Genomic DNA, 21093 nt, shown 5'->3' with positions numbered 1-21093 from the left:
TGTAATGATCAAAACAGTTTTGTTACTATCTATACTTTTTGATAATATATAAAACGCATATTGAAGGAGGCGGATTATGGCTAGAGAATTTGTTTTAGAAAAATTTAGAAATATAGGAATTATGGCTCATATAGATGCTGGTAAAACTACTACAACAGAGAGAATTTTATTTTATACAGGTAAAACACATAAAATAGGTGAAGTGCATGAAGGTCAGGCTACAATGGACTGGATGGTTCAAGAACAAGAAAGAGGTATAACGATAACTTCAGCGGCTACAACTTGTCAATGGAAAGATTATGTAATTAACATAATAGATACTCCTGGACACGTTGACTTTACAGTTGAGGTAGAGAGATCGTTGAGAGTTTTAGATGGAGCCGTAACTGTTCTTGATGCTAAAAGTGGTGTTGAACCCCAAACTGAAACTGTTTGGAGGCAAGCAGATAAATATAGAGTGCCTAGAATAGTTTATGTTAATAAAATGGATGCTACAGGTGCCAATTTTTATAATTGTGTAGATTCAATAAAAAATAGATTAAGAGCTAACGCAGTTCCTGTACAAATACCTATAGGTAGTGAATCAGAGTTTAAGGGAATGATTGATTTAATTGAAAATGTAGCAATAATTTATAAAAATGATTTGGGGACTGAGATTTCAAGAGAAAATATACCAGAAGATTATAAAGATGATGCTAATAAATATAGGGAACTTATGATTGAAGCTATAGCTGAAACAGATGAAGAACTTATGATGAAGTTCTTAGATGGTGAAGAAATAAGTTCTGATGAATTAAAAGCTGCCCTTAGAAGAGCTGTTATTTCTATACAAGTGATACCTGTTATATGTGGATCTTCTTATAAAAATAAAGGTGTTCAAGAAATGATAGATGCCGCTGTTGAATATTTACCGTCACCACTTGATATTGATGCTGTAAAAGGTGTTGATTTAGAAGGAAATGAGGATTCAAGAGAAGCAAGTGATGATGCACCTATGTCAGCATTGGCTTTTAAAATACAAACTGATCCGTTTATTGGAAGACTTGCATATACTAGGGTTTATTCTGGTGTGTTAAAAAGTGGATCTTACGTTTATAATTCTACAAAAGGGAAAAAAGAAAGAATTGGAAGGCTTCTAAAGATGCATGCTAATAACAGGCAAGAAGTAGATGAATTAAGAGCTGGAGATTTAGGAGCTATTGTTGGATTAAAAGATACGACAACTGGAGATACTTTATGTGATGATGCAAACAAAATTATACTTGAGAATATGGAATTTCCAGAACCAGTTATATCTGTAGCTATAGAACCTAAGACTAAGGCTAGTCAGGAAAAAATGGGGTTATCTTTGGCTAAATTAGCAGAAGAAGATCCTACATTTAAAACATATACTGATCAGGAAACAAATCAAACTATAATATCTGGAATGGGCGAATTACATCTTGAAATTATTGTAGATAGATTACAAAGAGAGTTTAAGGTTGAGTGCAATGTAGGTAAACCTCAGGTTGCTTATAAAGAAACAATAAGAAAACAAGTTACATGTGAAGGAAAGTATATAAGGCAGTCAGGAGGTAGAGGTCAATACGGACATTGCGTTATAGATCTTATACCATGTATAGGTGATTATGAGTTTGAAAATGCGATAGTTGGTGGAGTTATACCAAAAGAATATATACCAGCTGTTGATAATGGTATTAGAAATGCAGCACTTAATGGAGTTATAGGAGGATATCCAACAATTAATTTTAAGGTTAAATTACATGATGGATCATATCATGATGTTGATTCCTCTGAAATGGCATTTGAATTTGCTGGTTCTATGGCATTTAAAAATGGTATGGCTAAAGCAGATCCTGTATTGTTAGAACCTATAGTGAAAGTAGAAGTAACCGTACCTGAAGAGTATATGGGAGATGTTATGGGTGATTTAAATTCACGTAGAGGAAGAATAGAGGGAATGGAAGCAAGATTTGGAGCACAAATAATAAAAGCTCAAGTTCCTATGTCTGAGATGTTTGGATATGCTACAGTTTTAAGATCTAGAACCCAAGGAAGAGGTACTTACAGTATGGAGTTTGATCATTATGATGAGGTTCCTAAAAATATTCAAGAACAAATAATTAAGAATAAATAGGAGGTATTTGATAGATATGTCAAAAGCTAAATTTGAGAGGAATAAACCACATGTTAATATAGGTACTATAGGACATGTTGACCATGGGAAGACTACATTGACAGCAGCTATTACAACAGTTTTAGCAAATAAAGGGTATGCAGAAGCGTTTAAATATGATGAAATAGATAAAGCGCCTGAAGAAAAAGAGAGAGGAATAACAATAAATACAGCACACGTTGAGTATGAAACAGATGGAAGACATTATGCGCATGTTGACTGTCCTGGACACGCTGATTACGTTAAGAACATGATAACAGGAGCAGCGCAAATGGATGGAGCTATATTGGTTGTATCTGCAGCTGATGGACCTATGCCACAAACTAGAGAGCACATATTATTAGCTTCTAGGGTAGGAGTTGATTATATAGTTGTATTTTTGAATAAAGCAGACATGGTTGATGACGAAGAGTTATTAGAATTAGTAGAGATGGAAGTAAGAGATTTATTAAACGAGTATAAATTCCCAGGAGATGACACACCGATTATAAAGGGATCAGCGTTGAGAGCTTTGGAGAATCCTACTGACTCTGAAGCTACGGCTTGTATAATGGAATTAATGGATGCGGTGGACAGTTATATTCCTACACCTGAGAGAGCTACAGATAAGCCGTTTTTGATGCCAGTTGAGGATGTATTTACTATAACAGGAAGAGGAACAGTAGCAACAGGAAGAGTAGAAACAGGAATATTAAAAGTACAAGAAGAGGTAGAAATAATTGGATTAAAAGAAGAGAAGAGCAAGACAGTAATTACTGGTATAGAAATGTTTAGGAAATTATTAGATGAAGCACAGGCAGGAGATAATATAGGAGCCTTATTAAGGGGTATTCAGAGATCTGATATAGAAAGAGGTCAGGTATTAGCGAAACCTGGAACAGTGAACCCACATACTAATTTCATAGGGCAGGTGTATGTTCTTAAGAAAGAAGAAGGTGGGAGACATAAGCCTTTCTTTGATGGATATAGACCTCAATTTTATTTTAGAACAACAGATGTTACAGGGAATATAAAATTACCAGAAGGAAAAGAGATGGTAATGCCAGGTGACCACATAGATATGGAAGTTGAGTTAATAACTCCTATAGCAATGGATGAAGGATTAAGATTTGCTATAAGAGAAGGTGGAAGAACGGTAGGATCTGGAGTTGTTTCTAAAATAAATAAATAGTTTTGTGTGTAGGGACTGATATTTAATTAGTCCCTATGTACTTTTGCTTAAATAAATAAACTATTGAGTTGTTATATTATTTATAGTATAATTAAGTAGTTATACATATATTATGTAGACAATTGCAGGAATATAATCACATAGTATTATTTTTAAAATGTATATAAAAGGAAATAAAAGGAGGGAAAAAATGAGTTTAAAACAGAAAATTAGAATAAAATTAAAAGCATTTGATCATGTTATGCTTGACAATACTGTTCTTAAAATAATTGAGGTAGCAAATAGTACTGGAGCTAAGGTATGTGGACCAATACCATTACCAACAAAAATAGAAAAGGTTACTATATTGAGATCTCCACATAAGTATAAAGACTCAAGGGAACAGTTTGAAATAAGAACACATAAAAGATTACTTGATATAGTTGATCTTACACCTAAAACTATTGATATTTTGATGAGATTAGACGTACCGACGGGTGTTGATTTAGAATTAAAGTTATAATAATTGATTTTTTTATGATTGATTAATTTTTTAATCCGCTCATAAAGGAGGAATATTTATATGAAAAAGGCGATTTTTGGACAAAAAATTGGAATGACGCAAATTTTTATAGAAGATGGTAATATGATTCCGGTTACTGTTGTTTTGGTTGAGCCTAATATTGTGGTTCAGATTAAGACAAAAGAAAAAGAGGGATATGATGCCATACAGGTTGGATATGGAACTACAAGAGATAAACTTGTTAATAATCCTATAAAAGGACACTTTAAAAAAGCAGGAATTGAAATAAAAAGATATTTAAAAGAACTTAGATTAGAGGATTGTTCTTCTTATGAAATTGGAAATGAACTCAGTGTTGACTTGTTTTCAGTTGGAGAAAAAGTTGATGTTATAGGAAAATCTAAAGGAAAAGGTTTTCAAGGTACTATAAAGAGGTGGAATGGACATAGAGGACCAATGTCACATGGTTCTAAGTTTCATAGATCGGTGGGTTCTATGGGTGCGTCATCTGATCCTTCAAGAACATTTAAAAATAAGAAGATGCCAGGTAGAATGGGTGGTAAAAAATGTACAATCCAAAATCTTGAAATTGCACAAGTGATTAAGGAAAAAAATATTATATTAATTAAAGGTTGTATACCTGGACCTAATAGATCAATTGTGCAAATCAGGGATTGTATAAAAGCATAGTTTATTTTATGAAAGGAGGAGATTAGATGTCTAAAGTAGAGGTATATAATATTTGTGGAGAAAAAGTTGGAGAATTAGAACTTCTAAAAGAAGTGTTTGATGTGGAAATAAAAAAATATGCTGTACATCAAGTTGTTGTTGCTCAGTTGGCAAATAAAAGGCAAGGAACTCATTCGGCAAAAACAAGATCTGAGGTTTCTGGTGGGGGTAAAAAGCCTTGGAGACAAAAAGGTACAGGTAGAGCTAGACAGGGATCTATAAGAGCACCTCAATGGATTCATGGTGGTGTTGTTTTTGCACCTAAACCAAGGGATTATAGAATGAGTATTTCAAAAACTTTAAGGAGAGCAGCTATTACTTCTGTATTAACTAGTAAGCTTAAAGAAAAAAATTTATTAGTTCTAAATGAAATATCATTTGATTTTCCTAAGACTAAAGAAATGGTTAAGATCATGAATAATTTAAAGATAGACAGTAATATGTTATTGGTTACTGAAACTTCTGATAAAAATGTTTATAGATCGGGCACTAATTTACAAAGCGTAAAAGTACTTCCTGTAAATAATATAAATGTTTATGATTTGTTAAAGTATGATAAGCTTGTTATAACTCAAGGAGCACTTAAAAAACTTGAGGAGGTGTATTCGAATTGAAATTAACAGATTATGATATAATTATAAGACCTGTGATAACAGAAAAAAGTATGTCTATTATGTCTGAAGGAAAGTATACATTTGTGGTACATAAAAAGGCTAATAAGATACAAATAAGGAATGCAGTAGAAAATGTATTTGGTGTTAAAGTAAGTAGAGTTTTTACAATGAATTATTGTGGAAAAAAGAAGAGAGTAAGATTTAATTTAGGTAAGAGATCTGATTTTAAAAAAGCTATAGTTCAGCTTACATCAGATAGCGCTGGAATAGAGTTTTTTAATTCAATGAATTCTATGGAGTAATTTGTTATAAGGAGGTATGAATTTTGGGAGTAAAGAAGTTAAATCCAACAACAGCTTCTCGTAGAAATATGACTATAAATTCTTACGAAGAAATAACTACTAGTAAACCAGAAAAATCATTAGTTTATGGATTGAAAAAAAGTGGTGGAAGAAATGCTCAAGGTAAGATAACAGTTAGACATAAAGGTGGTGGAAACAAAAGAAAGTACAGAATGATTGACTTTAAAAGAAATAAAGACAATATAGCTGGAGTAGTTAAAACTATTGAATATGATCCAAATAGGTCAACATTTATATCTTTAATAACTTATTTAGATGGTGAAAAAAGATATATATTAACTCCAAATGGATTAAAGGTTGGAGACAGAGTATTTTCTGGGTTAGATGCAGATATTAAACCAGGGAATTGTTTACCATTAAGCAGTATACCAGTTGGTACAATGATTCATAATATTGAGCTTAAAAAAGGGAAAGGCGGTCAGATAGTTAGATCAGCAGGATTATCTGCTCAATTAATGGCAAAAGAAGGGAATTATGCAACACTTAGATTGCCAAGTGGTGAGATGAGATATGTAAGAATAGAATGTAGAGCTACTATAGGTATTTTGTCTAATGAATCTCATTCAATAATAAGCATTGGTAAGGCAGGAAGAAATAGACACAAAGGTATAAGACCTACAGTTAGAGGATCTGTTATGAATCCTTGCGACCATCCACATGGGGGAGGAGAGGGAAGAAGTCCTATTGGAAGACCATCGCCTGTATCACCTTGGGGAATGCCTACGCTTGGATATAAAACTAGAAAAAATAAGAAATATTCTGATAGCTTAATAGTAAGAAAAAGAAAATAAGTGATATGATAGGAGGTTTAAATATTGGGAAGATCTGCTAAAAAGGGTCCTTTTGTTCAGAAAGTTCTTTTAGATAGAATTATTATTATGAATAAAAACAGTGAAAAAAAAGTAATAAAGACATGGTCTAGAAGTTCTACGATATTTCCAGAAATGATAGGCCATACAATTGCTGTTCATGATGGAAGAAAACATGTACCAGTTTATGTTACTGAGGATATGGTTGGACATAAATTAGGTGAATTCGCATTGACGAGAACTTATAAAGGGCATGTTGACCAGAAAACATCAAGAATTAGATAATAATAGAAAGGAGTTGTTGTTATGGTTGCGAAGGCTATAGCTAAATATGTAAGAATGTCTCCTATGAAAGTAAATGTTGTACTGAAGTTAATAAGAGGAAAATCTATTAAAGAAGCACTTTCGATATTGTCATGTACAAATAGAAGGGCATCGTCTATTGTAGAAAAGGTTTTAAAGTCAGCGGTTTCAAATGCAGAAAATAATAATGGCATGGATCAAAATTCATTAATTGTTAAAAGTGCTTATGCTACTAATGCCCCTATATTAAAAAGGTTTCAACCAAGGGCTCAAGGTAGAGCTTTTAGAATTAATAAAAGAACTAGTCATATTACTATAATAGTTGGATAAAAAATAAAAAAGGAGGTAAATAGTAGAATGGGTCAAAAGGTTAATCCGCATGGTTTAAGAGTGGGAGTAATTAAAGATTGGTCTTCCAAATGGTATGCGGATAAAAAAGATTTTTCTAAATTCTTATTTGAAGATTTTCAAATAAGAAAAGTAATTAAGAAGAAATATTATTCTGCTGGGATATCTAGGATAGAAGTTGAGAGAAGTGTAAAAAAAATAAAAATAAATATATATACAGCGAAACCTGGAGTTATTATAGGGAAAGGTGGAACTGGAATTGAGATTGTTAAGGCAGAAATTCAAAAAATAAATATGAGCAATAATTCTATTATAATAAATATAGTTGAAGTTAAAACATATGATACAGATGCACAGTTAGTTGCTGAGAATATAGCTTTACAATTAGAGAGAAGGGTATCATTTAGGAGAGCTATGAAACAAGCGATGCAGAGAACTATGAAAATGAAAGTTTTAGGAATAAAAACAGCTGTTTCTGGAAGATTAGGTGGAGCTGATATTGCTAGAACTGAGCATTATCATGAAGGAACAATACCTTTACAAACTTTAAGAGCCGATATAGATTATGGATTTGCTGAGGCAAATACTACTTACGGTAAACTTGGTGTTAAGGTTTGGATATATAAAGGGGAAATTCTAACTAAAAAAACTTTGAATAACGATCAAAAAAAATAGAAAGGAGGAAAGTTGCATATGTTAATGCCTAAAAGAGTTAAATACCGTAGAGTACAAAAGGGTAGAATGAGAGGCGTATCAAAAGCAGGAACTATGATAGTTTATGGAGATTATGCTTTAGTTGCTACAAGTACTTCTTGGATAACTGCTAATCAAATTGAGTCTGCAAGGGTTGCAATAAACAGATATATAAAAAGAGGTGGGAAATTACATATAAAGATATTTCCACATAAATCAGTTACTAAAAAACCAGCTGAGGTTCGTATGGGATCTGGTAAAGGTGCGCCAGAATATTTTGTTGCTGTTGTTAAACCAGGAAGAATTTTGTTTGAATTATCAGGTGTTTCAGAAGAGTTAGCAAAAGAAGCTATGAGATTAGCATCACATAAGTTGCCTGTAAAAACTAAGTTTTTAACTAGGAAAGATTTTGAAAGAGTTGGTGGTGAATAGGGAAAATGAAGATAAGTGAACTTAAAGAATTGAGATTATTAGATATTAGTGAAATGAATGCTAAGTTAATTGAATTTAAATCAGAACTTTTTAATTTGCGTTTTCAATTAGCTGTTGGCCAATTAGCTAACCCTATGAGAATTAGAGAGGTTAAAAAATCAATTGCTCAAATTAAAACAGCTATAAAAGAGCATGAGATAATGAAATTAAAATAATTTTGTAAAGGAGGGTAAGTAAGTGGAAAGAAATTCAAGAAAGGTTAAAGTAGGTGTAGTTGTATCTGATAAGATGCAGAAAACCATAGTTGTTGCGGTAGAAGGCAAAAAGAAACATCCATTATATGGTAAAGTTCTTAAAATTACTAATAAATTTAAGGCACATGATGAAAATAATGAAGCAAAAATTAATGACAAGGTATTAATTATGGAAACAAGACCCTTATCAAAAGATAAGAGATGGAGGTTAGTAGAAATATTGGAAAGAGCTAAATAATTAAGGGAGAGGATTAGGAAATGATACAAGAATTAAGTAGGTTAAAAGTTGCTGATAATACAGGAGCTAAAGAAGTAATGTGCATAAGGGTTTTAGGTGGATCACGTAGAAAAAGCGGCAATATAGGAGATGTTATCGTAGCGAGCGTAAAAAATGCATCACCAGGCGGTGTTGTAAAAAAAGGTGATGTTGTTAAGGCTATAATAGTTAGAACTGTTAAAGGGGTTTTGCGCTCAGATGGTTCTTATGTTAGATTTGATGATAATGCTGTTGTGATTTTGAAAGATGATGGTCAACCAAGAGGAACTAGAATTTTTGGACCTGTTGCTAGGGAATTAAGAGATAAAGATTGTATGAAAATACTTTCGTTAGCTCCTGAAGTTTTATAGAATTAGAGGTGATAAAATGCATGTTAGAAAAAATGATACAGTTTATATTGTTTCAGGAAAAGATAAAGACAAGATAGGTGAGGTTCTTAAAGTAAATCCTGATAAGAACACGGTTATTGTAGGTGGAATAAATATAGTAACTAAGCATGTAAAACCTAATAAACAAAATATGCAGGGGGGAATAATAAGAGTTGAAGCTCCTATAAATGCATCTAAAGTTATGTTATATTGCACTAGCTGTAAAAAATCTACAAGAATAAAATATAAATTTGCAGATGATGGTACAAAAGTAAGAATTTGCAGGCATTGTGAACGAACAATGTGATTAGAGGGGGGTTTGTGATTTTGTCAAGGCTTAAAGAAAAATATATTAATGAAGTTACTAAAAAACTAATAGAACGATTTAAATATACTAATTTAATGCAGGTTCCTAAAATAGAAAAAGTTGTTCTTAATATTGGGGTTGGGGAAGCTAAAGATAACTCAAAAATATTAGAAGCAGTTGTTAATGATATGAGATTGATTTCTGGACAAAAACCAGTTATATGTAAAGCTAAGAAATCCATATCAAACTTTAAACTTAGAGAGAATATGCCTATTGGATGCAAGGTTACTTTAAGAAGAAATAGAATGTATGATTTTATAGATAAATTATTTAACGTAGCTTTACCAAGGGTTAGAGATTTCAGAGGTATATCTGAAAAGAGTTTTGATGGTAGAGGAAATTACACTTTAGGGTTAAAAGAACATTTGATATTCCCAGAAATTGAGTATGATAAAATAGATAAGATTAGAGGACTTGAAGTAGTATTTGTTACAACAGCGAAAACTGATGAAGAAGCTAGAGAACTGTTAAGATATTTGGGAATGCCATTTATGAGTTGATTTATAAGGAGGTAAGATTGTGGCACGTAAAGCTATTATTGAAAAATGGAAAAGACCATCTAAATATAAAGCGAGAGTTTATACTAGATGTAATTTGTGTGGAAGACCACATGCAGTATTAAGAAAATTTGGGATTTGTAGAATTTGTTTTAGAGAATTGGCTTATAAAGGACAAATTCCTGGATGCACTAAATCAAGCTGGTAATATTAGAAGGGAGGTATAGATGTAAATGGTAATGACAGATCCAATTGCAGATTTATTGACTAGAATAAGGAATGCTAATATGGCAAGACATGAAACTTTAGAAGTTCCAATGTCTAAAATTAAGAAAGAAATATTAAAGATTTTATTGAATGAAGGATATATTAAATCATATGAAGATTATAATGATGGTATAGTTCCGATGTGTAAAATTTCACTAAAATATGGTAGAAATAAAGAAAAAGTAATAGTAGGTTTAAAAAAGATTTCTAAACCTGGATTGAGGGTTTATTGTAAAAAAGACAATATACCAAGAGTATTAAGTGGATTAGGTGTTGCTATAATTTCAACTTCTAAGGGTATGATGGTTGATCGTGAAGCTAGAAAACAAGGACTAGGTGGAGAAGTTATTTGCTATATTTGGTAAGATTATAATAGGAGGTGTGCAAATGTCTAGAGTAGGTAGATTACCTATAACTTTACCTGAGGGGACTTCGATTAATATAGATTCAAAGAATTTTGTAATAATACAGGGTAAAAAAGGTAAATTAGAAAAACAAATGTCTAGTGATATAATTATAAAACAAGAAGAAAATCAGATATTTGTAGAAAGAAAAAATGAGACAAAGAAACAAAAACAATTACATGGTTTAACTAGAGCTTTAATCTTTAATATGGTTAAAGGTGTATCCGAAGGATATAGTAAAATTTTAGAACTTAATGGAGTTGGATATAGGGCACAACTTAAAGGTAAAAATATTATATTAAACTTAGGATATTCTCATCCTGTAGAAATAAATAGTGTAGAGGGAATTGCTTTTGAAGTTCCAAATCAAACACAAATAATTGTTTCAGGTATCGATAAGCAATTAGTGGGGGAAACAGCAGCCAAAATAAGACAATGGAGAAAACCTGAGCCTTATAAAGGAAAAGGAATCAAGTATTCTGATGAAGTGATAAGGAGAAAAGAAGGAAAAACAGGTAAGAAATAGGAATGAATATTGAAGAAAGGAGATATGTAAATGGATAAATATAATAAAAATGTTAAAAGGAAAAGGAGACACATTAAGATAAGAAAGAAATTATCTGGAACACCTAGCCTTCCAAGATTATGTGTTTTTAGAAGTTCGAAAAATATATATGCACAATTAATTGACGATATTAATGGGAATACAATAGTTTCGGCATCTACACTAGATAAAGATTTTAATGGAGTTGGCAGCAATAAGGAAGCAGCAAGGATTGTTGGTAGAAATATAGCTAAAAAAGCCTTAGATAAGTCTATAACTAATGTTGTTTTTGATAGGAATGGTTATTTATATCATGGGAGAATTTCTGAGTTAGCTGATGGAGCAAGAGAGGCAGGATTACAATTTTAATGAAGGAGGTTAGTATTAATAATGAAAATTAAGAATAATGGCTCAGAATTAAAAGAAAAAGTAATTTTTATAAATAGAGTTACTAAGGTTGTTAAAGGTGGTAGAAATTTTAGATTTAGTGCTCTGGTAGTTGTAGGAGATGGAAAAGGATATATAGGTATTGGAACAGGTAAATCTGCAGAAGTTCCTGATGCTATAAGAAAAGGAATAGAAGATGCCAAGAAAAATATGATTTATGTACCAGTAGTTAAGGATACTATACCTCATGAAACTGTTGGTATTTTTGGGAAATCCAAAGTTTTAATAATGCCTGCAAGAAAAGGTACAGGAATTATAGCGGGTGGTCCAGTTAGAAGTGTCTTGGAGCTAGTAGGGGTAAAAAATATTACAGCCAAATCATTAGGATCTAACAATCCTAAAAATGTAGTTAATGCTACATTTAATGCTCTATTATCTTTAAGAACATTAGGAGAGATTGCAACACTTAGAGATAAAAAAATTATAGAAATAATAGGTTAGGTAGGATATTTAGATGGAAAAAATAAGTGTTTGTTTGACTCGAAGCATAATAGGTAGAAATAAAAAACAAAAAGACACAGTTTATGCTTTAGGGTTAAAAAAAATTGGTGACCGAGTAGAGCACAATAAAAATTCTCAAATACTTGGTATGATAAATAAGGTTAAGTTTTTATTGGATGTAAAAGAAGTTTAAAGGAGGGTTTATTAATGAAATTGCATGAATTAAAACCAGCTCCTGGCAGCAAGAAAAGTTGTAAAAGATTAGGTAGAGGTACCGGATCAGGATTAGGTAGAAATTCAGGAAAAGGCGAAAAAGGGCAAAAATCTAGAAGTGGCGGAGGAGTAAGATTAGGTTTTGAAGGTGGTCAAATGCCTTTATATAGAAGAGTCCCTAAAAGAGGATTTAATAATGTGTTTAAAAAGGAATATGCTATTTTAAATTTAGATAGGTTGAATATGTTTGAAAATGGTTCAGAAGTTACTGAAAAGGTCTTATTGGATATGGGAATAATAAATAAAATAAAAGATGGGGTTAAAATATTAGCTAACGGAAATTTGGAGAGGAGTTTGACAGTTAGGGTTTCTAAATTTTCACAATCAGCTATTGAAAAAATTGAGGCTGCTGGTGGAAAAGCAGAGGTGATTTAAGTTAAATGTTTAAAATTTTAGGTAACGCTTTTAAAGTTAAGGATCTTAGGAAAAGAATATTTTTTACTCTATTTATTGTTATAGTATTTAGATTAGGGAATTTTATACCTGTACCAGGTGTTAACACTGAAAGTTTGAAACAGCTAACTTCAACTGGATTATTTGGATTTTATGATTTAATATCTGGAGGAGCATTAGAGAGATTTAGTATATTTGCATTAGGAGTAGTTCCGTATATAAATTCATCAATAATAGTTCAATTATTATCTATGTCTATTCCTAAATTTGAGCAATTATCAAAAGAGGGAGAAGAAGGAAGGAAAAAACTTCAAAATATAACTAGATATTTATCTATAGTGTTATCTTTTGTTCAAGCATATGGATCATATTTTCTTATATTAAATGCTGGTGCAATTACTAATAATTCTATGTTTTCTATGATATTTGTAGTATTTACATTAGTTGCCGCATCTGTGTTTTTAGTGTGGATAGGAGATCAAGTTAGTTTACATGGTATAGGTAATGGTGTTTCTTTATTTATATTTGTTAATATAGTTTCCAGATTTCCAACTATGTTTATACAAATTGGAGCATTGAATAAGTCAGGAGAGGTTGGTTTCATAGAAACTGTAATATTTGTATTAGTTGCAATTGGATTATTAATTTGGACTATATATATGACATTAGCAGAGAGAAGAATAACTGTACAGTATGCAGGAAAACAATTAGCAGGGAGTAATAAAAATAACAAAGCTCATATACCATTTAGCATAACTGGATCTGCGGTAATAGCTATTATTTTTGCTACATCTGTATTGCAATTTCCAGCAACTATTGGAACATTTTTTTCTGCAGATTCGTGGATAAATAAAGTTTTAGTTAATGGAACTTATAGCCCATTTAGAATTAATTCTCTTCTGTATACTATAGTGTTTGCTTTATTAATAGTATTTTTTACTTGGTTTTATACTCAAGTTACATATAAACCAGATGAAATGGCGGAGAATATGAATAAATCTTCTGGATTTATTCCAGGAATAAGACCAGGGGAGCCTACAGCTAAATATATAGAGAATGTATTGGATAAAATTTCTATTCTTGGAGGTATATTTGGTGCTATATTAGCTTTATTTCCAATATTTATGGATTTGTTTACACCGTTTAAAGGTCTTCAATTTGGAGGTACGATGTTATTAATTTTGATAAGTACTTCTGTTGACACAATGAGACAAATTGAATCTCAACTTATTTTAAGACATTATCAAGGCTTTTTAAAATAGATTAGGTGATGTAATATGAAAATATTATTAATTGGGCCACCAGGTGTTGGTAAAGGTACGCAAGCAAATTTGATTTGTAAGGAATATAAACTTAAACATATTTCAACAGGAGATATACTTAGAAAATATGCTTTATATAAAAATAGAATTGGGAAAGAAATCTTAAATTCTCGTATAGATAGTGGTAAATTTGTATCGGATGAGTTAGTTAACAATATAGTTAATAATTTAAAATGTGAAAAAGTTTTAAATCAACCATATTTATTGGATGGCTACCCAAGAACACTGTTTCAAGCAGAATTTTACATTAATAATATTCTGAGTAAAGATGATAAATATTTAGTGATTTATTTAAGTACTAGTAATGAATATATATTAAATAGAATTTCTAATAGATTAACTTGTATAAATTGTGGGAGAATTTATAATTTACAAAATGATTTACCTAAGATTTATGGAAAATGTGATATTTGTAAAGGGCAATTAAGAGTAAGATCGGATGATAAGATTAACATATTCAAAGAAAGACTTGAAATATATTATAAGATGACATTTAAATTGGTAGAATATTTTAGAAAGTTAGATGTTTTATATAAAATAGATGCTTCGTATGGAATTGATGAAATTTTTGGTCAGGTAAAACGGGTAATAGGAGAATATTATGATTTATATTAAAAATGATGAAGAAATTTCTCTAATGAAAAAGGCGGGTAAAATAGTTAGTGATACATTAAAACTTGTAGAATCACTTATAAAAGAAGGTGTAACAACCAATTATTTGGATAGTAAAGCAGAAGATTATATAGTAAAGTCTAATGCCAAACCATCATTTAAAGGATATTATGGGTTTCCATCAACATTATGTATATCTGTAAATAATCAGGTTATACATGGTATTCCTTCTGATCTAATTATTGAAGATGGCGATATAGTTAGTGTAGATTGTGGGGCTAACATTTATGGATTTCACGCTGATGCAGCTAGAACCTTTGCTGTAGGTAATGTGTCAAAAAGTGCTAAGAAACTTATAGAAGTTACACGTGATAGTTTTTTTCAATCTCTTAAATATGCGAAAGAGGGATATTTGATTGGTGATATATCCTTTTCCATTCAAGAATATGTTGAAAACAATGGGTATTCTATAGTTAGAGATTTTACTGGTCATGGTATTGGCAAGGATCTACATGAAGCACCTGAAATTCCTAATTTTGGTAGAAAAGGAACGGGATTTTATATTAAAAAAGGTATGGCTATCGCGATTGAGCCTATGGTTAATTTAGGAAAGGAACATGTTAGAATACTTGATGATAACTGGACGGTTGTGACAATGGATAATAGTTTATCTGCTCATTACGAAAATACTGTTATTATAACCGATTCCGATCCAGAAATTATAACATTATAAGCAAATTATGAAATATTGTTTAGGGAGGGTTAAAGTAAATGGCTAAAGATGATATTATAGAAATGCAAGGAATTGTCAAAGAATCGTTACCAAATGCAACATTTCAAGTTGAGCTTGAAAGTGGGCATGTAATTCTTGCACATATTTCAGGTAAATTAAGAATGAATTTTATAAGGATAATTCCTGGGGATAAAGTTAAAATAGAAATGTCGCCTTACGACTTAACCCGTGGTAGGATAACTTGGAGAGCTAAGTGAAATTGTAGGAGGATAATTATGAAAATAAGAGCATCTGTAAAACCTATATGTGAAAAATGTAGAGTTATAAAGAGAAAAGGTCGAGTTATGATTATTTGTGAAACACCAAAACATAAACAAAAACAAGGATAAAATGGAGGTGAATATTTAATGGCTAGAATTTCTGGAATAGATATACCTAAGGATAAGAGAGTAGAAGTAAGTTTGACGTATATTTATGGTATAGGATTATCTACATCTAAGAGGATTTTAAAAGAAACAAATATAAATCCTGATATAAGAGTTAAAGATTTAACTGAGGAACAAATCAATCTAATAAGAGATTTTATTAATAAAAATCTTAGAGTAGAGGGAGATTTAAGGAGAGACGTTGTTTTAAATATAAAAAGATTAATAGAAATAGGATGTTATAGGGGAATTAGACATAGAAAAAGGTTGCCTTTAAGAGGTCAAAGAACTAAAACTAATGCAAGGACGGTTAAGGGTCCACGAAAAACTATAGCAAATAAAAAGAAGTAGGGAGGTAAGTAGTTTAAATGGCGATACAAAAATCTAAAAAGATTAATAAGCGCAAGAAAGATAGAAAAAATGTAGATAGAGGATCTGCACATATAAAATCAACTTTTAATAATTCAATTGTTACTTTGACTGATGTTAATGGTAATACTTTATCTTGGTCAAGTGCCGGTGCATTAGGATTTAAAGGATCTAGAAAAAGTACCCCTTATGCCGCACAAATGGCAGCTGAAACTGCAGCTTCAGTTGCTATGGAGCATGGTCTTAAAAGTGTAGAAGTATATGTTAAAGGGCCTGGATCAGGAAGAGAGGCAGCTATAAGATCCTTACAAGCTGCTGGATTAGAAATAACTTTAATAAAAGATGTGACACCTATTCCTCATAATGGGTGTAGACCACCAAAGAGAAGAAGGGTGTAATTTGGAGGTGTGAAATGGCTAAATACAATGGTCCACAATGTAAGTTGTGTAGAAGAGAAGGTATGAAATTATTTTTAAAGGGAGATAGATGTTATTCTTCTAAGTGTTCTGTTGTCAAAAGACAAGGTGCTGGAGCACCAGGACAGCATGGTAAGAATAGAAAAAAATTATCTAACTTTGCACTTCAATTAAGAGAAAAACAGAAGGCTAAAAAAATATATGGTTTATTAGAAAAACAATTTAGAATTATATATAATAGAGCAGATAGAAAAGTAGGCATTACTGGTGAAAATTTAATTACCTTACTTGAAATGAGATTGGATAACGTGGTATATAAATTGGGATTTTCTAATTCAAGGAAAGAAGCACGTCAATTAGTATCTCATGGTCATTTTTTAGTAAATGGGAAAAAGGTTAATATACCATCATATGTTGTTAAAATAGATGATATTATTGAGTTAGTAGATAAAAGCAAATCAAGTGAGAAGTTTAAAGTATTAGTTGAGAATAGAAAAATGATTCCACAATGGATTAGTATAGAAGATGATAAATATAAGGGTAAAATTGTATCATTACCATCTAAGGATGATTTAAATGTACCGTTTAATGAAACTTTAATAGTAGAGTTTTATAGCAAATAATTTTTGAATCAGATGCCCTTAAAAATATATATTAAGGGAGGGGTTTATTATATATGTTTGATATTGAAACACCTAAAATTGAATGTATAGAATCTAATGAACAAGGAACATATGGTAAATATGTTATTGATCCTCTAGAAAGAGGTTATGGAACGACTCTTGGAAATTCTTTGAGAAGAATCTTACTATCATCTTTGCCAGGTGTGGCAACTACTTCTATAAAAATTAATGAAGTATTACATGAATTTTCTACGATTAAAGGTATTAAAGAAGATGTAACAGAAATTATTTTAAATATTAAGCAATTGGCTTTAAGGATGGAAGAAGAAGGAAGTAAAGTACTACGTTTAGATATTAAAGGAAGTAAGGAAGTTACTGCAGCAGATATAATTGAAGAAGAAGGAATTGAAATTATAAATAAAGATTTACATATAGCAACACTTGAAGATGATGGACATTTAAATATGGAGATAACTGTTAATAGAGGAAGAGGTTATGTACCACAAAATAAAAATAAAGTAGATGGTAATGATGGATATATACCTATTGATTCTATTTACACTCCAGTAAAGAGAGTTAATTTCACTGTTGAAAATACTCGTGTAGGTCAAGTGACGGATTATGATAAATTAACTATAGAAGTATGGACTAATGGTTCTATAAAAGTAGATGAGGCAATAAGTTATTCTGCTAAAATATTAATTGAACATTTTAAATTATTTTTAGGTTTGACTAAAGAGGCAAATGAAGTTGTCGTAATGGTACAGAAAGAAGAAGATAAAAAAGAAAAAGTGCTTGAGATGACTATTGAAGAATTAGATTTCTCTGTTAGAAGTTATAATTGTTTAAAGAGAGCGGGTATAAATACAGTACAAGAACTTGCGCAAAAGTCTTTAGAAGATATGATGAAGGTTAGAAATTTAGGAAAGAAATCCCTAGAAGAAGTTGAGAAGAAGCTTAAGGATTTAGGATTAAGTTTAAGACAAAGTGATGAATAATAGGAGGTGTTAAAATGGCTTGGCAAAGAAAACTAGGCAGACCAACAAATCAAAGAATTGCTATGATTAAAAATTTAGTTACTAGCTTTTTGAAGCATGGTAAGATAACTACTACACTTGGTAGAGCTAAGGAAACTCAGAGTTTAGCTGAAAAGATGATAACTCTTGCTAAAAAAGGGGATTTACACGCAAGAAGACAAATTCTTTCTATAGTTAAAGAAAAAGAAGTGGTTAGTGTTTTGTTCTCAGAAGTTGCACCTAAGTATCAAGAGAGAAATGGTGGATACACTAGAGTAGTAAAACTTGGAGCAAGAAAAGGTGATGGATCAGAAATGGCTATCTTAGAACTTGTATAATATCTTTTATTGAGGAATTAGGAATGTGATATCTTAATTTCTCTTTTTTTATAGTAATTTTGGTATAATTTATATATTAATTTGGAAGGTACTTTTATGAATAATTGTATAAACATTAAAAATGTTTCATTTAAATATAATGATTTAAGTGATTTTATATTGAAAGATATAAGTATTAATATAAATAAAGGTGAATTTATATGTATTATAGGGGGAAATGGATCAGGTAAATCTACATTATCCAAATTAATTAATGGAATTTATGAATTGAAGTATGGAGAAATATACGTTGATTCACTTAGCGTTAAAAATAAAGAAAATATTTTAGATATTAGAAAGAAGGTGTGTATAGTTTTTCAAAATCCAGATAATCAGATTGTTTCAACTATAGTTATGGATGATGTGGTATTTGGACTTGAAAATATATTAAAAGATAGAGATGAGATAGAAAATAGGGTTAACAATGCTTTAAAAAAAGTAAATATGTTTGGGTATAGATATCACAATACAAATATGTTATCTGGTGGTCAAAAACAGAGAGTATCTATTGCAGGTATTTTAGCTATGAAACCAGATTATATTATTTTCGATGAATCTACATCTATGTTAGATCCATTAGGCAAACAAGAAATATTAAATATATTAATAGATTTAAATAAGAACCATGGTATAACAGTTATATTAATAACGCATTTTATTGATGAATGTTTGATATGTGATAGGAGTATAATTTTGACGGATGGAGTTATTGAGTATGATGGAGTGCCGAGAGATATTTTATTTGATGAAGAGTTCTTATATAAAAATAAGCTTATAACTACATATTCATGTAGAATTTCAAATGCTTTAATAAAATATGGTTTTCATAATAATAAATATATATTTGAGTTAGAGGAGCTTGTAAATTTATTATGTCAATTGAATTTAAAGAGGTAGGTTACACATATTTTAAGAAAACCCCTTTTGAGAAGAAAGTACTACATAATATTAATTTTAAAATTAATACTGGAGATTTTATTTCTATTATTGGACATACTGGGAGTGGAAAGTCTACATTAATTCAGCTTATGAATTTATTACTTAATGGATTTGAAGGAGATATAATAATAGACTCGGTAAATGTAAATAAAAATAAAGTAAATAAAACTGATATAAGAAGGAAATTTGGATTTGCTTTTCAATATCCAGAATATCAATTTTTTGAAGATACAATATATAAGGATATTGCTTTTTCACTTAAGATTAGAGGGGAAGATGAAGAATTAATTGAAAGCAAGGTAAGAAAGGCTATGGATATGGTATTTCTTGATTTTGATAAGTATAGAGATAAAAATCCATTTGATATAAGTGGTGGGGAAAAAAGAAAGGTATCGCTTGCATCTATACTTGTATTGAATCCAAGTTATATAATATTAGATGAACCTACTGTTGGTCTTGATCCTAAGAGTTGTGAAGAGTTTGAGTTGATTATTAAAAATTTAAATAAACAGTTTAATAAGACAATTATAATGGTTACACATATTATGGATTTAGTTTTTAGCATCTCTAATAAGGTTATGATATTAGATAAAGGAAGGATAGTAGAATTTGGTGATCCATATGATATTTTTACTAATTTAGATTTATGTAATAAGTATAATATTGATAAGCCATATTTGATAAGATTGTTTTTAAAACTTAAAGAAAATGGATTTGATATTGGAGAGTGTCCAAGGGATATAAATAATATGGAAAATTTAATTTGTAATTATTTATCTAAAAGGAGTAAGTAATGATTGGAAGTATTACACTTGGTCAATATTTAAAAATTGATTCATTTATACATAAGTTAGATCCAAGAATTAAGATAATATTAAATATTGTGTATATTATTGGTATTTTTCTAGTTGATAATATATTTAAGTATATATTTTATTTAGTTATGATATTTTTGATTACATTGTGTGCAAAGATTAAATTTTATTATGTTTTGAATTCTATAAAGACAGTGAGTTTATTTATAATATTCACTGCATTTTTTAATATATTTTTTATTAAAGATGGAAATTTAATTTTTAAATTGGGATTTTTAACTATATATGATAATGCGATAATAACTTCGATACTTATAAGTCTTAGAGTAATATTTTTGATATTAGGATCTACTATTTTAATATTAACAACATCACCAGTTGAATTAACCGATGGGTTTGAATCTATGATGTATCCTTTACGTAAATTTAATATTCCAATTAGTGAAATCTCTTTAATGATGGGTATTTCTTTAAGGTTTATACCAATACTTTTAAATGAAACAGATAAGATTATTAAAGCTCAAAAATCAAGGGGAGTTGATTTTGAGCATGGAAGTATTATAAAAAGGGTTAAAAATATAGTTCCTATTTTAATACCATTGTTTATAAATTCATTTAGAAGGGCCGATGAGCTTGCTATTGCTATGGAGTCTAGGTGTTATAACGGAAGTGAGAATAGGTTTAAATTTAAAATTTTAAAATTAAATATTAAAGATTATATAAGTTCAATTTTATTTGTATTGTTTGTTATTTTTATTTATTTTTTATAGGTGAT

The 21093-nt window shown here is 30.3% G+C and carries 36 protein-coding genes; all 36 read left to right on the top strand.

Annotated features, from left to right (window positions below; all coding sequences use genetic code 11):
- The first annotated feature begins 76 nt into the window (after positions 1 to 76).
- On the top strand, positions 77 to 2137 hold the full coding sequence (gene fusA, locus RATSFB_RS06520; protein WP_014095248.1) for an elongation factor G: 2061 nt from the start codon (positions 77 to 79) through the stop codon (positions 2135 to 2137).
- A gap of 16 nt (positions 2138 to 2153) precedes the next feature.
- Positions 2154 to 3347, top strand: coding sequence for an elongation factor Tu (tuf, locus tag RATSFB_RS06515; RefSeq protein WP_014095247.1), 1194 nt, complete (start codon positions 2154 to 2156; stop codon positions 3345 to 3347).
- A gap of 190 nt (positions 3348 to 3537) precedes the next feature.
- Positions 3538 to 3849, top strand: a complete 312-nt coding sequence (rpsJ, locus tag RATSFB_RS06510) for a 30S ribosomal protein S10 (protein WP_014095246.1) — start codon at positions 3538 to 3540, stop codon at positions 3847 to 3849.
- 60 nt (positions 3850 to 3909) lie between these two features.
- Complete coding sequence (gene rplC, locus RATSFB_RS06505) at positions 3910 to 4539, top strand: 50S ribosomal protein L3 (protein WP_014095245.1); 630 nt, start codon at positions 3910 to 3912, stop codon at positions 4537 to 4539.
- Positions 4540 to 4565: 26 nt separating this feature from the next.
- Complete coding sequence (gene rplD / locus RATSFB_RS06500; RefSeq protein WP_014095244.1) at positions 4566 to 5192, top strand: 50S ribosomal protein L4; 627 nt, start codon at positions 4566 to 4568, stop codon at positions 5190 to 5192.
- The gene (gene rplW / locus RATSFB_RS06495; RefSeq protein ID WP_014095243.1) at positions 5189 to 5494 is read left to right on the top strand and encodes a 50S ribosomal protein L23; all 306 of its coding nucleotides are present in this window, start codon (positions 5189 to 5191) and stop codon (positions 5492 to 5494) included. Before rplD ends, rplW begins: the two co-directional genes overlap by 4 nt.
- A 23-nt stretch (positions 5495 to 5517) precedes the next feature.
- Positions 5518 to 6345, top strand: a complete 828-nt coding sequence (gene rplB / locus RATSFB_RS06490; protein WP_014095242.1) for a 50S ribosomal protein L2 — start codon at positions 5518 to 5520, stop codon at positions 6343 to 6345.
- A 24-nt stretch (positions 6346 to 6369) separates the two neighbouring features.
- Complete coding sequence (rpsS, locus tag RATSFB_RS06485) at positions 6370 to 6648, top strand: 30S ribosomal protein S19 (RefSeq protein WP_014095241.1); 279 nt, start codon at positions 6370 to 6372, stop codon at positions 6646 to 6648.
- A 21-nt stretch (positions 6649 to 6669) separates the two neighbouring features.
- Positions 6670 to 6996, top strand: a complete 327-nt coding sequence (rplV, locus tag RATSFB_RS06480; protein WP_014095240.1) for a 50S ribosomal protein L22 — start codon at positions 6670 to 6672, stop codon at positions 6994 to 6996.
- A gap of 27 nt (positions 6997 to 7023) precedes the next feature.
- Positions 7024 to 7689: a 30S ribosomal protein S3 gene (rpsC, locus tag RATSFB_RS06475; RefSeq protein WP_014095239.1), complete on the top strand. Its 666-nt coding sequence runs from the start codon at positions 7024 to 7026 to the stop codon at positions 7687 to 7689.
- Between the two features lie 18 nt (positions 7690 to 7707).
- Entirely contained in the window at positions 7708 to 8139 is a 432-nt protein-coding gene (gene rplP, locus RATSFB_RS06470) for a 50S ribosomal protein L16 (protein ID WP_014095238.1), read from the top strand.
- A gap of 5 nt (positions 8140 to 8144) precedes the next feature.
- Complete coding sequence (gene rpmC / locus RATSFB_RS06465) at positions 8145 to 8354, top strand: 50S ribosomal protein L29 (protein ID WP_014095237.1); 210 nt, start codon at positions 8145 to 8147, stop codon at positions 8352 to 8354.
- 22 nt (positions 8355 to 8376) lie between these two features.
- A complete protein-coding gene (rpsQ, locus tag RATSFB_RS06460; protein ID WP_014095236.1) occupies positions 8377 to 8631 on the top strand; it encodes a 30S ribosomal protein S17 in 255 nt (84 codons plus the stop codon).
- A gap of 20 nt (positions 8632 to 8651) precedes the next feature.
- A complete protein-coding gene (gene rplN, locus RATSFB_RS06455; RefSeq protein WP_014095235.1) occupies positions 8652 to 9020 on the top strand; it encodes a 50S ribosomal protein L14 in 369 nt (122 codons plus the stop codon).
- Positions 9021 to 9036: 16 nt separating this feature from the next.
- Positions 9037 to 9345, top strand: coding sequence for a 50S ribosomal protein L24 (gene rplX / locus RATSFB_RS06450; RefSeq protein ID WP_014095234.1), 309 nt, complete (start codon positions 9037 to 9039; stop codon positions 9343 to 9345).
- 17 nt (positions 9346 to 9362) lie between these two features.
- Positions 9363 to 9905, top strand: coding sequence for a 50S ribosomal protein L5 (gene rplE / locus RATSFB_RS06445; protein ID WP_044035673.1), 543 nt, complete (start codon positions 9363 to 9365; stop codon positions 9903 to 9905).
- Positions 9906 to 9924: 19 nt separating this feature from the next.
- The gene (locus tag RATSFB_RS06440) at positions 9925 to 10110 is read left to right on the top strand and encodes a type Z 30S ribosomal protein S14 (protein ID WP_014095232.1); all 186 of its coding nucleotides are present in this window, start codon (positions 9925 to 9927) and stop codon (positions 10108 to 10110) included.
- A gap of 25 nt (positions 10111 to 10135) precedes the next feature.
- Positions 10136 to 10534: a 30S ribosomal protein S8 gene (rpsH, locus tag RATSFB_RS06435; RefSeq protein ID WP_014095231.1), complete on the top strand. Its 399-nt coding sequence runs from the start codon at positions 10136 to 10138 to the stop codon at positions 10532 to 10534.
- A 22-nt stretch (positions 10535 to 10556) separates the two neighbouring features.
- Complete coding sequence (gene rplF, locus RATSFB_RS06430; protein ID WP_014095230.1) at positions 10557 to 11099, top strand: 50S ribosomal protein L6; 543 nt, start codon at positions 10557 to 10559, stop codon at positions 11097 to 11099.
- 30 nt (positions 11100 to 11129) lie between these two features.
- The gene (rplR, locus tag RATSFB_RS06425; RefSeq protein ID WP_014095229.1) at positions 11130 to 11486 is read left to right on the top strand and encodes a 50S ribosomal protein L18; all 357 of its coding nucleotides are present in this window, start codon (positions 11130 to 11132) and stop codon (positions 11484 to 11486) included.
- 21 nt (positions 11487 to 11507) lie between these two features.
- Positions 11508 to 12005 carry a 30S ribosomal protein S5 gene (gene rpsE / locus RATSFB_RS06420; protein ID WP_014095228.1) on the top strand — a complete coding sequence of 166 codons (498 nt, stop codon included), beginning with the start codon at positions 11508 to 11510 and terminating at the stop codon, positions 12003 to 12005.
- A gap of 13 nt (positions 12006 to 12018) precedes the next feature.
- Positions 12019 to 12198 (top strand): 50S ribosomal protein L30, encoded by a 180-nt coding sequence (rpmD, locus tag RATSFB_RS06415; RefSeq protein WP_014095227.1) that lies wholly within the window; start codon positions 12019 to 12021, stop codon positions 12196 to 12198.
- 14 nt (positions 12199 to 12212) lie between these two features.
- Positions 12213 to 12653: a 50S ribosomal protein L15 gene (gene rplO / locus RATSFB_RS06410; RefSeq protein WP_014095226.1), complete on the top strand. Its 441-nt coding sequence runs from the start codon at positions 12213 to 12215 to the stop codon at positions 12651 to 12653.
- A gap of 5 nt (positions 12654 to 12658) precedes the next feature.
- On the top strand, positions 12659 to 13933 hold the full coding sequence (gene secY / locus RATSFB_RS06405) for a preprotein translocase subunit SecY (RefSeq protein WP_014095225.1): 1275 nt from the start codon (positions 12659 to 12661) through the stop codon (positions 13931 to 13933).
- A 15-nt stretch (positions 13934 to 13948) separates the two neighbouring features.
- Positions 13949 to 14608 carry an adenylate kinase family protein gene (locus RATSFB_RS06400; RefSeq protein ID WP_014095224.1) on the top strand — a complete coding sequence of 220 codons (660 nt, stop codon included), beginning with the start codon at positions 13949 to 13951 and terminating at the stop codon, positions 14606 to 14608.
- Entirely contained in the window at positions 14595 to 15338 is a 744-nt protein-coding gene (gene map, locus RATSFB_RS06395; protein ID WP_014095223.1) for a type I methionyl aminopeptidase, read from the top strand. The genes RATSFB_RS06400 and map overlap by 14 nt, the downstream gene beginning before the upstream one ends.
- 38 nt (positions 15339 to 15376) lie before the next feature.
- A complete protein-coding gene (gene infA, locus RATSFB_RS06390) occupies positions 15377 to 15595 on the top strand; it encodes a translation initiation factor IF-1 (RefSeq protein ID WP_014095222.1) in 219 nt (72 codons plus the stop codon).
- An 18-nt stretch (positions 15596 to 15613) separates the two neighbouring features.
- Positions 15614 to 15727, top strand: a complete 114-nt coding sequence (gene rpmJ, locus RATSFB_RS06385) for a 50S ribosomal protein L36 (protein ID WP_014095221.1) — start codon at positions 15614 to 15616, stop codon at positions 15725 to 15727.
- A gap of 18 nt (positions 15728 to 15745) precedes the next feature.
- The gene (rpsM, locus tag RATSFB_RS06380) at positions 15746 to 16114 is read left to right on the top strand and encodes a 30S ribosomal protein S13 (RefSeq protein WP_014095220.1); all 369 of its coding nucleotides are present in this window, start codon (positions 15746 to 15748) and stop codon (positions 16112 to 16114) included.
- Positions 16115 to 16131: 17 nt separating this feature from the next.
- Positions 16132 to 16530: a 30S ribosomal protein S11 gene (gene rpsK / locus RATSFB_RS06375; RefSeq protein WP_014095219.1), complete on the top strand. Its 399-nt coding sequence runs from the start codon at positions 16132 to 16134 to the stop codon at positions 16528 to 16530.
- A gap of 14 nt (positions 16531 to 16544) precedes the next feature.
- Entirely contained in the window at positions 16545 to 17171 is a 627-nt protein-coding gene (gene rpsD / locus RATSFB_RS06370; protein ID WP_014095218.1) for a 30S ribosomal protein S4, read from the top strand.
- Between the two features lie 53 nt (positions 17172 to 17224).
- Positions 17225 to 18169, top strand: coding sequence for a DNA-directed RNA polymerase subunit alpha (locus RATSFB_RS06365; RefSeq protein WP_014095217.1), 945 nt, complete (start codon positions 17225 to 17227; stop codon positions 18167 to 18169).
- A gap of 14 nt (positions 18170 to 18183) precedes the next feature.
- Complete coding sequence (rplQ, locus tag RATSFB_RS06360; protein WP_014095216.1) at positions 18184 to 18525, top strand: 50S ribosomal protein L17; 342 nt, start codon at positions 18184 to 18186, stop codon at positions 18523 to 18525.
- A 96-nt stretch (positions 18526 to 18621) separates the two neighbouring features.
- Entirely contained in the window at positions 18622 to 19461 is an 840-nt protein-coding gene (locus RATSFB_RS06355) for an energy-coupling factor transporter ATPase (protein WP_014095215.1), read from the top strand.
- Positions 19437 to 20297, top strand: coding sequence for an ATP-binding cassette domain-containing protein (locus tag RATSFB_RS06350; protein WP_014095214.1), 861 nt, complete (start codon positions 19437 to 19439; stop codon positions 20295 to 20297). The genes RATSFB_RS06355 and RATSFB_RS06350 overlap by 25 nt, the downstream gene beginning before the upstream one ends.
- Entirely contained in the window at positions 20297 to 21088 is a 792-nt protein-coding gene (locus RATSFB_RS06345; protein WP_014095213.1) for an energy-coupling factor transporter transmembrane component T family protein, read from the top strand. The genes RATSFB_RS06350 and RATSFB_RS06345 overlap by 1 nt, the downstream gene beginning before the upstream one ends.
- Positions 21089 to 21093 lie beyond the last annotated feature (5 nt).

The organism is Candidatus Arthromitus sp. SFB-rat-Yit (genome assembly GCF_000283555.1).
Classification (GTDB): Bacteria; Bacillota; Clostridia; order Clostridiales; family Clostridiaceae; genus Dwaynesavagella.
This window is presented reverse-complemented; position numbering and strand designations above follow the sequence as displayed.

Coding starts and splice junctions, on each gene's coding strand:
- rplO (WP_014095226.1), top strand. CDS start 12,213: ATGAAATTGCATGAATTAAAACCAGCTCCTGGCAGCAAGAAAAGTTGT.
- map (WP_014095223.1), top strand. CDS start 14,595: ATGATTTATATTAAAAATGATGAAGAAATTTCTCTAATGAAAAAGGCG.
- rplF (WP_014095230.1), top strand. CDS start 10,557: ATGTCTAGAGTAGGTAGATTACCTATAACTTTACCTGAGGGGACTTCG.
- rplQ (WP_014095216.1), top strand. CDS start 18,184: ATGGCTTGGCAAAGAAAACTAGGCAGACCAACAAATCAAAGAATTGCT.
- rplP (WP_014095238.1), top strand. CDS start 7,708: ATGTTAATGCCTAAAAGAGTTAAATACCGTAGAGTACAAAAGGGTAGA.
- rpsH (WP_014095231.1), top strand. CDS start 10,136: ATGGTAATGACAGATCCAATTGCAGATTTATTGACTAGAATAAGGAAT.
- RATSFB_RS06400 (WP_014095224.1), top strand. CDS start 13,949: ATGAAAATATTATTAATTGGGCCACCAGGTGTTGGTAAAGGTACGCAA.
- fusA (WP_014095248.1), top strand. CDS start 77: ATGGCTAGAGAATTTGTTTTAGAAAAATTTAGAAATATAGGAATTATG.
- rplX (WP_014095234.1), top strand. CDS start 9,037: ATGCATGTTAGAAAAAATGATACAGTTTATATTGTTTCAGGAAAAGAT.
- rplD (WP_014095244.1), top strand. CDS start 4,566: ATGTCTAAAGTAGAGGTATATAATATTTGTGGAGAAAAAGTTGGAGAA.
- rpmD (WP_014095227.1), top strand. CDS start 12,019: ATGGAAAAAATAAGTGTTTGTTTGACTCGAAGCATAATAGGTAGAAAT.
- tuf (WP_014095247.1), top strand. CDS start 2,154: ATGTCAAAAGCTAAATTTGAGAGGAATAAACCACATGTTAATATAGGT.
- RATSFB_RS06350 (WP_014095214.1), top strand. CDS start 19,437: ATGTCAATTGAATTTAAAGAGGTAGGTTACACATATTTTAAGAAAACC.
- infA (WP_014095222.1), top strand. CDS start 15,377: ATGGCTAAAGATGATATTATAGAAATGCAAGGAATTGTCAAAGAATCG.
- rpmC (WP_014095237.1), top strand. CDS start 8,145: ATGAAGATAAGTGAACTTAAAGAATTGAGATTATTAGATATTAGTGAA.
- rpsC (WP_014095239.1), top strand. CDS start 7,024: ATGGGTCAAAAGGTTAATCCGCATGGTTTAAGAGTGGGAGTAATTAAA.
- rplN (WP_014095235.1), top strand. CDS start 8,652: ATGATACAAGAATTAAGTAGGTTAAAAGTTGCTGATAATACAGGAGCT.
- rplR (WP_014095229.1), top strand. CDS start 11,130: ATGGATAAATATAATAAAAATGTTAAAAGGAAAAGGAGACACATTAAG.
- rpmJ (WP_014095221.1), top strand. CDS start 15,614: ATGAAAATAAGAGCATCTGTAAAACCTATATGTGAAAAATGTAGAGTT.
- RATSFB_RS06345 (WP_014095213.1), top strand. CDS start 20,297: ATGATTGGAAGTATTACACTTGGTCAATATTTAAAAATTGATTCATTT.
- rplC (WP_014095245.1), top strand. CDS start 3,910: ATGAAAAAGGCGATTTTTGGACAAAAAATTGGAATGACGCAAATTTTT.
- rpsD (WP_014095218.1), top strand. CDS start 16,545: ATGGCTAAATACAATGGTCCACAATGTAAGTTGTGTAGAAGAGAAGGT.
- secY (WP_014095225.1), top strand. CDS start 12,659: ATGTTTAAAATTTTAGGTAACGCTTTTAAAGTTAAGGATCTTAGGAAA.
- rpsE (WP_014095228.1), top strand. CDS start 11,508: ATGAAAATTAAGAATAATGGCTCAGAATTAAAAGAAAAAGTAATTTTT.
- RATSFB_RS06355 (WP_014095215.1), top strand. CDS start 18,622: ATGAATAATTGTATAAACATTAAAAATGTTTCATTTAAATATAATGAT.
- RATSFB_RS06365 (WP_014095217.1), top strand. CDS start 17,225: ATGTTTGATATTGAAACACCTAAAATTGAATGTATAGAATCTAATGAA.
- rpsK (WP_014095219.1), top strand. CDS start 16,132: ATGGCGATACAAAAATCTAAAAAGATTAATAAGCGCAAGAAAGATAGA.
- rplV (WP_014095240.1), top strand. CDS start 6,670: ATGGTTGCGAAGGCTATAGCTAAATATGTAAGAATGTCTCCTATGAAA.
- rpsM (WP_014095220.1), top strand. CDS start 15,746: ATGGCTAGAATTTCTGGAATAGATATACCTAAGGATAAGAGAGTAGAA.
- rpsJ (WP_014095246.1), top strand. CDS start 3,538: ATGAGTTTAAAACAGAAAATTAGAATAAAATTAAAAGCATTTGATCAT.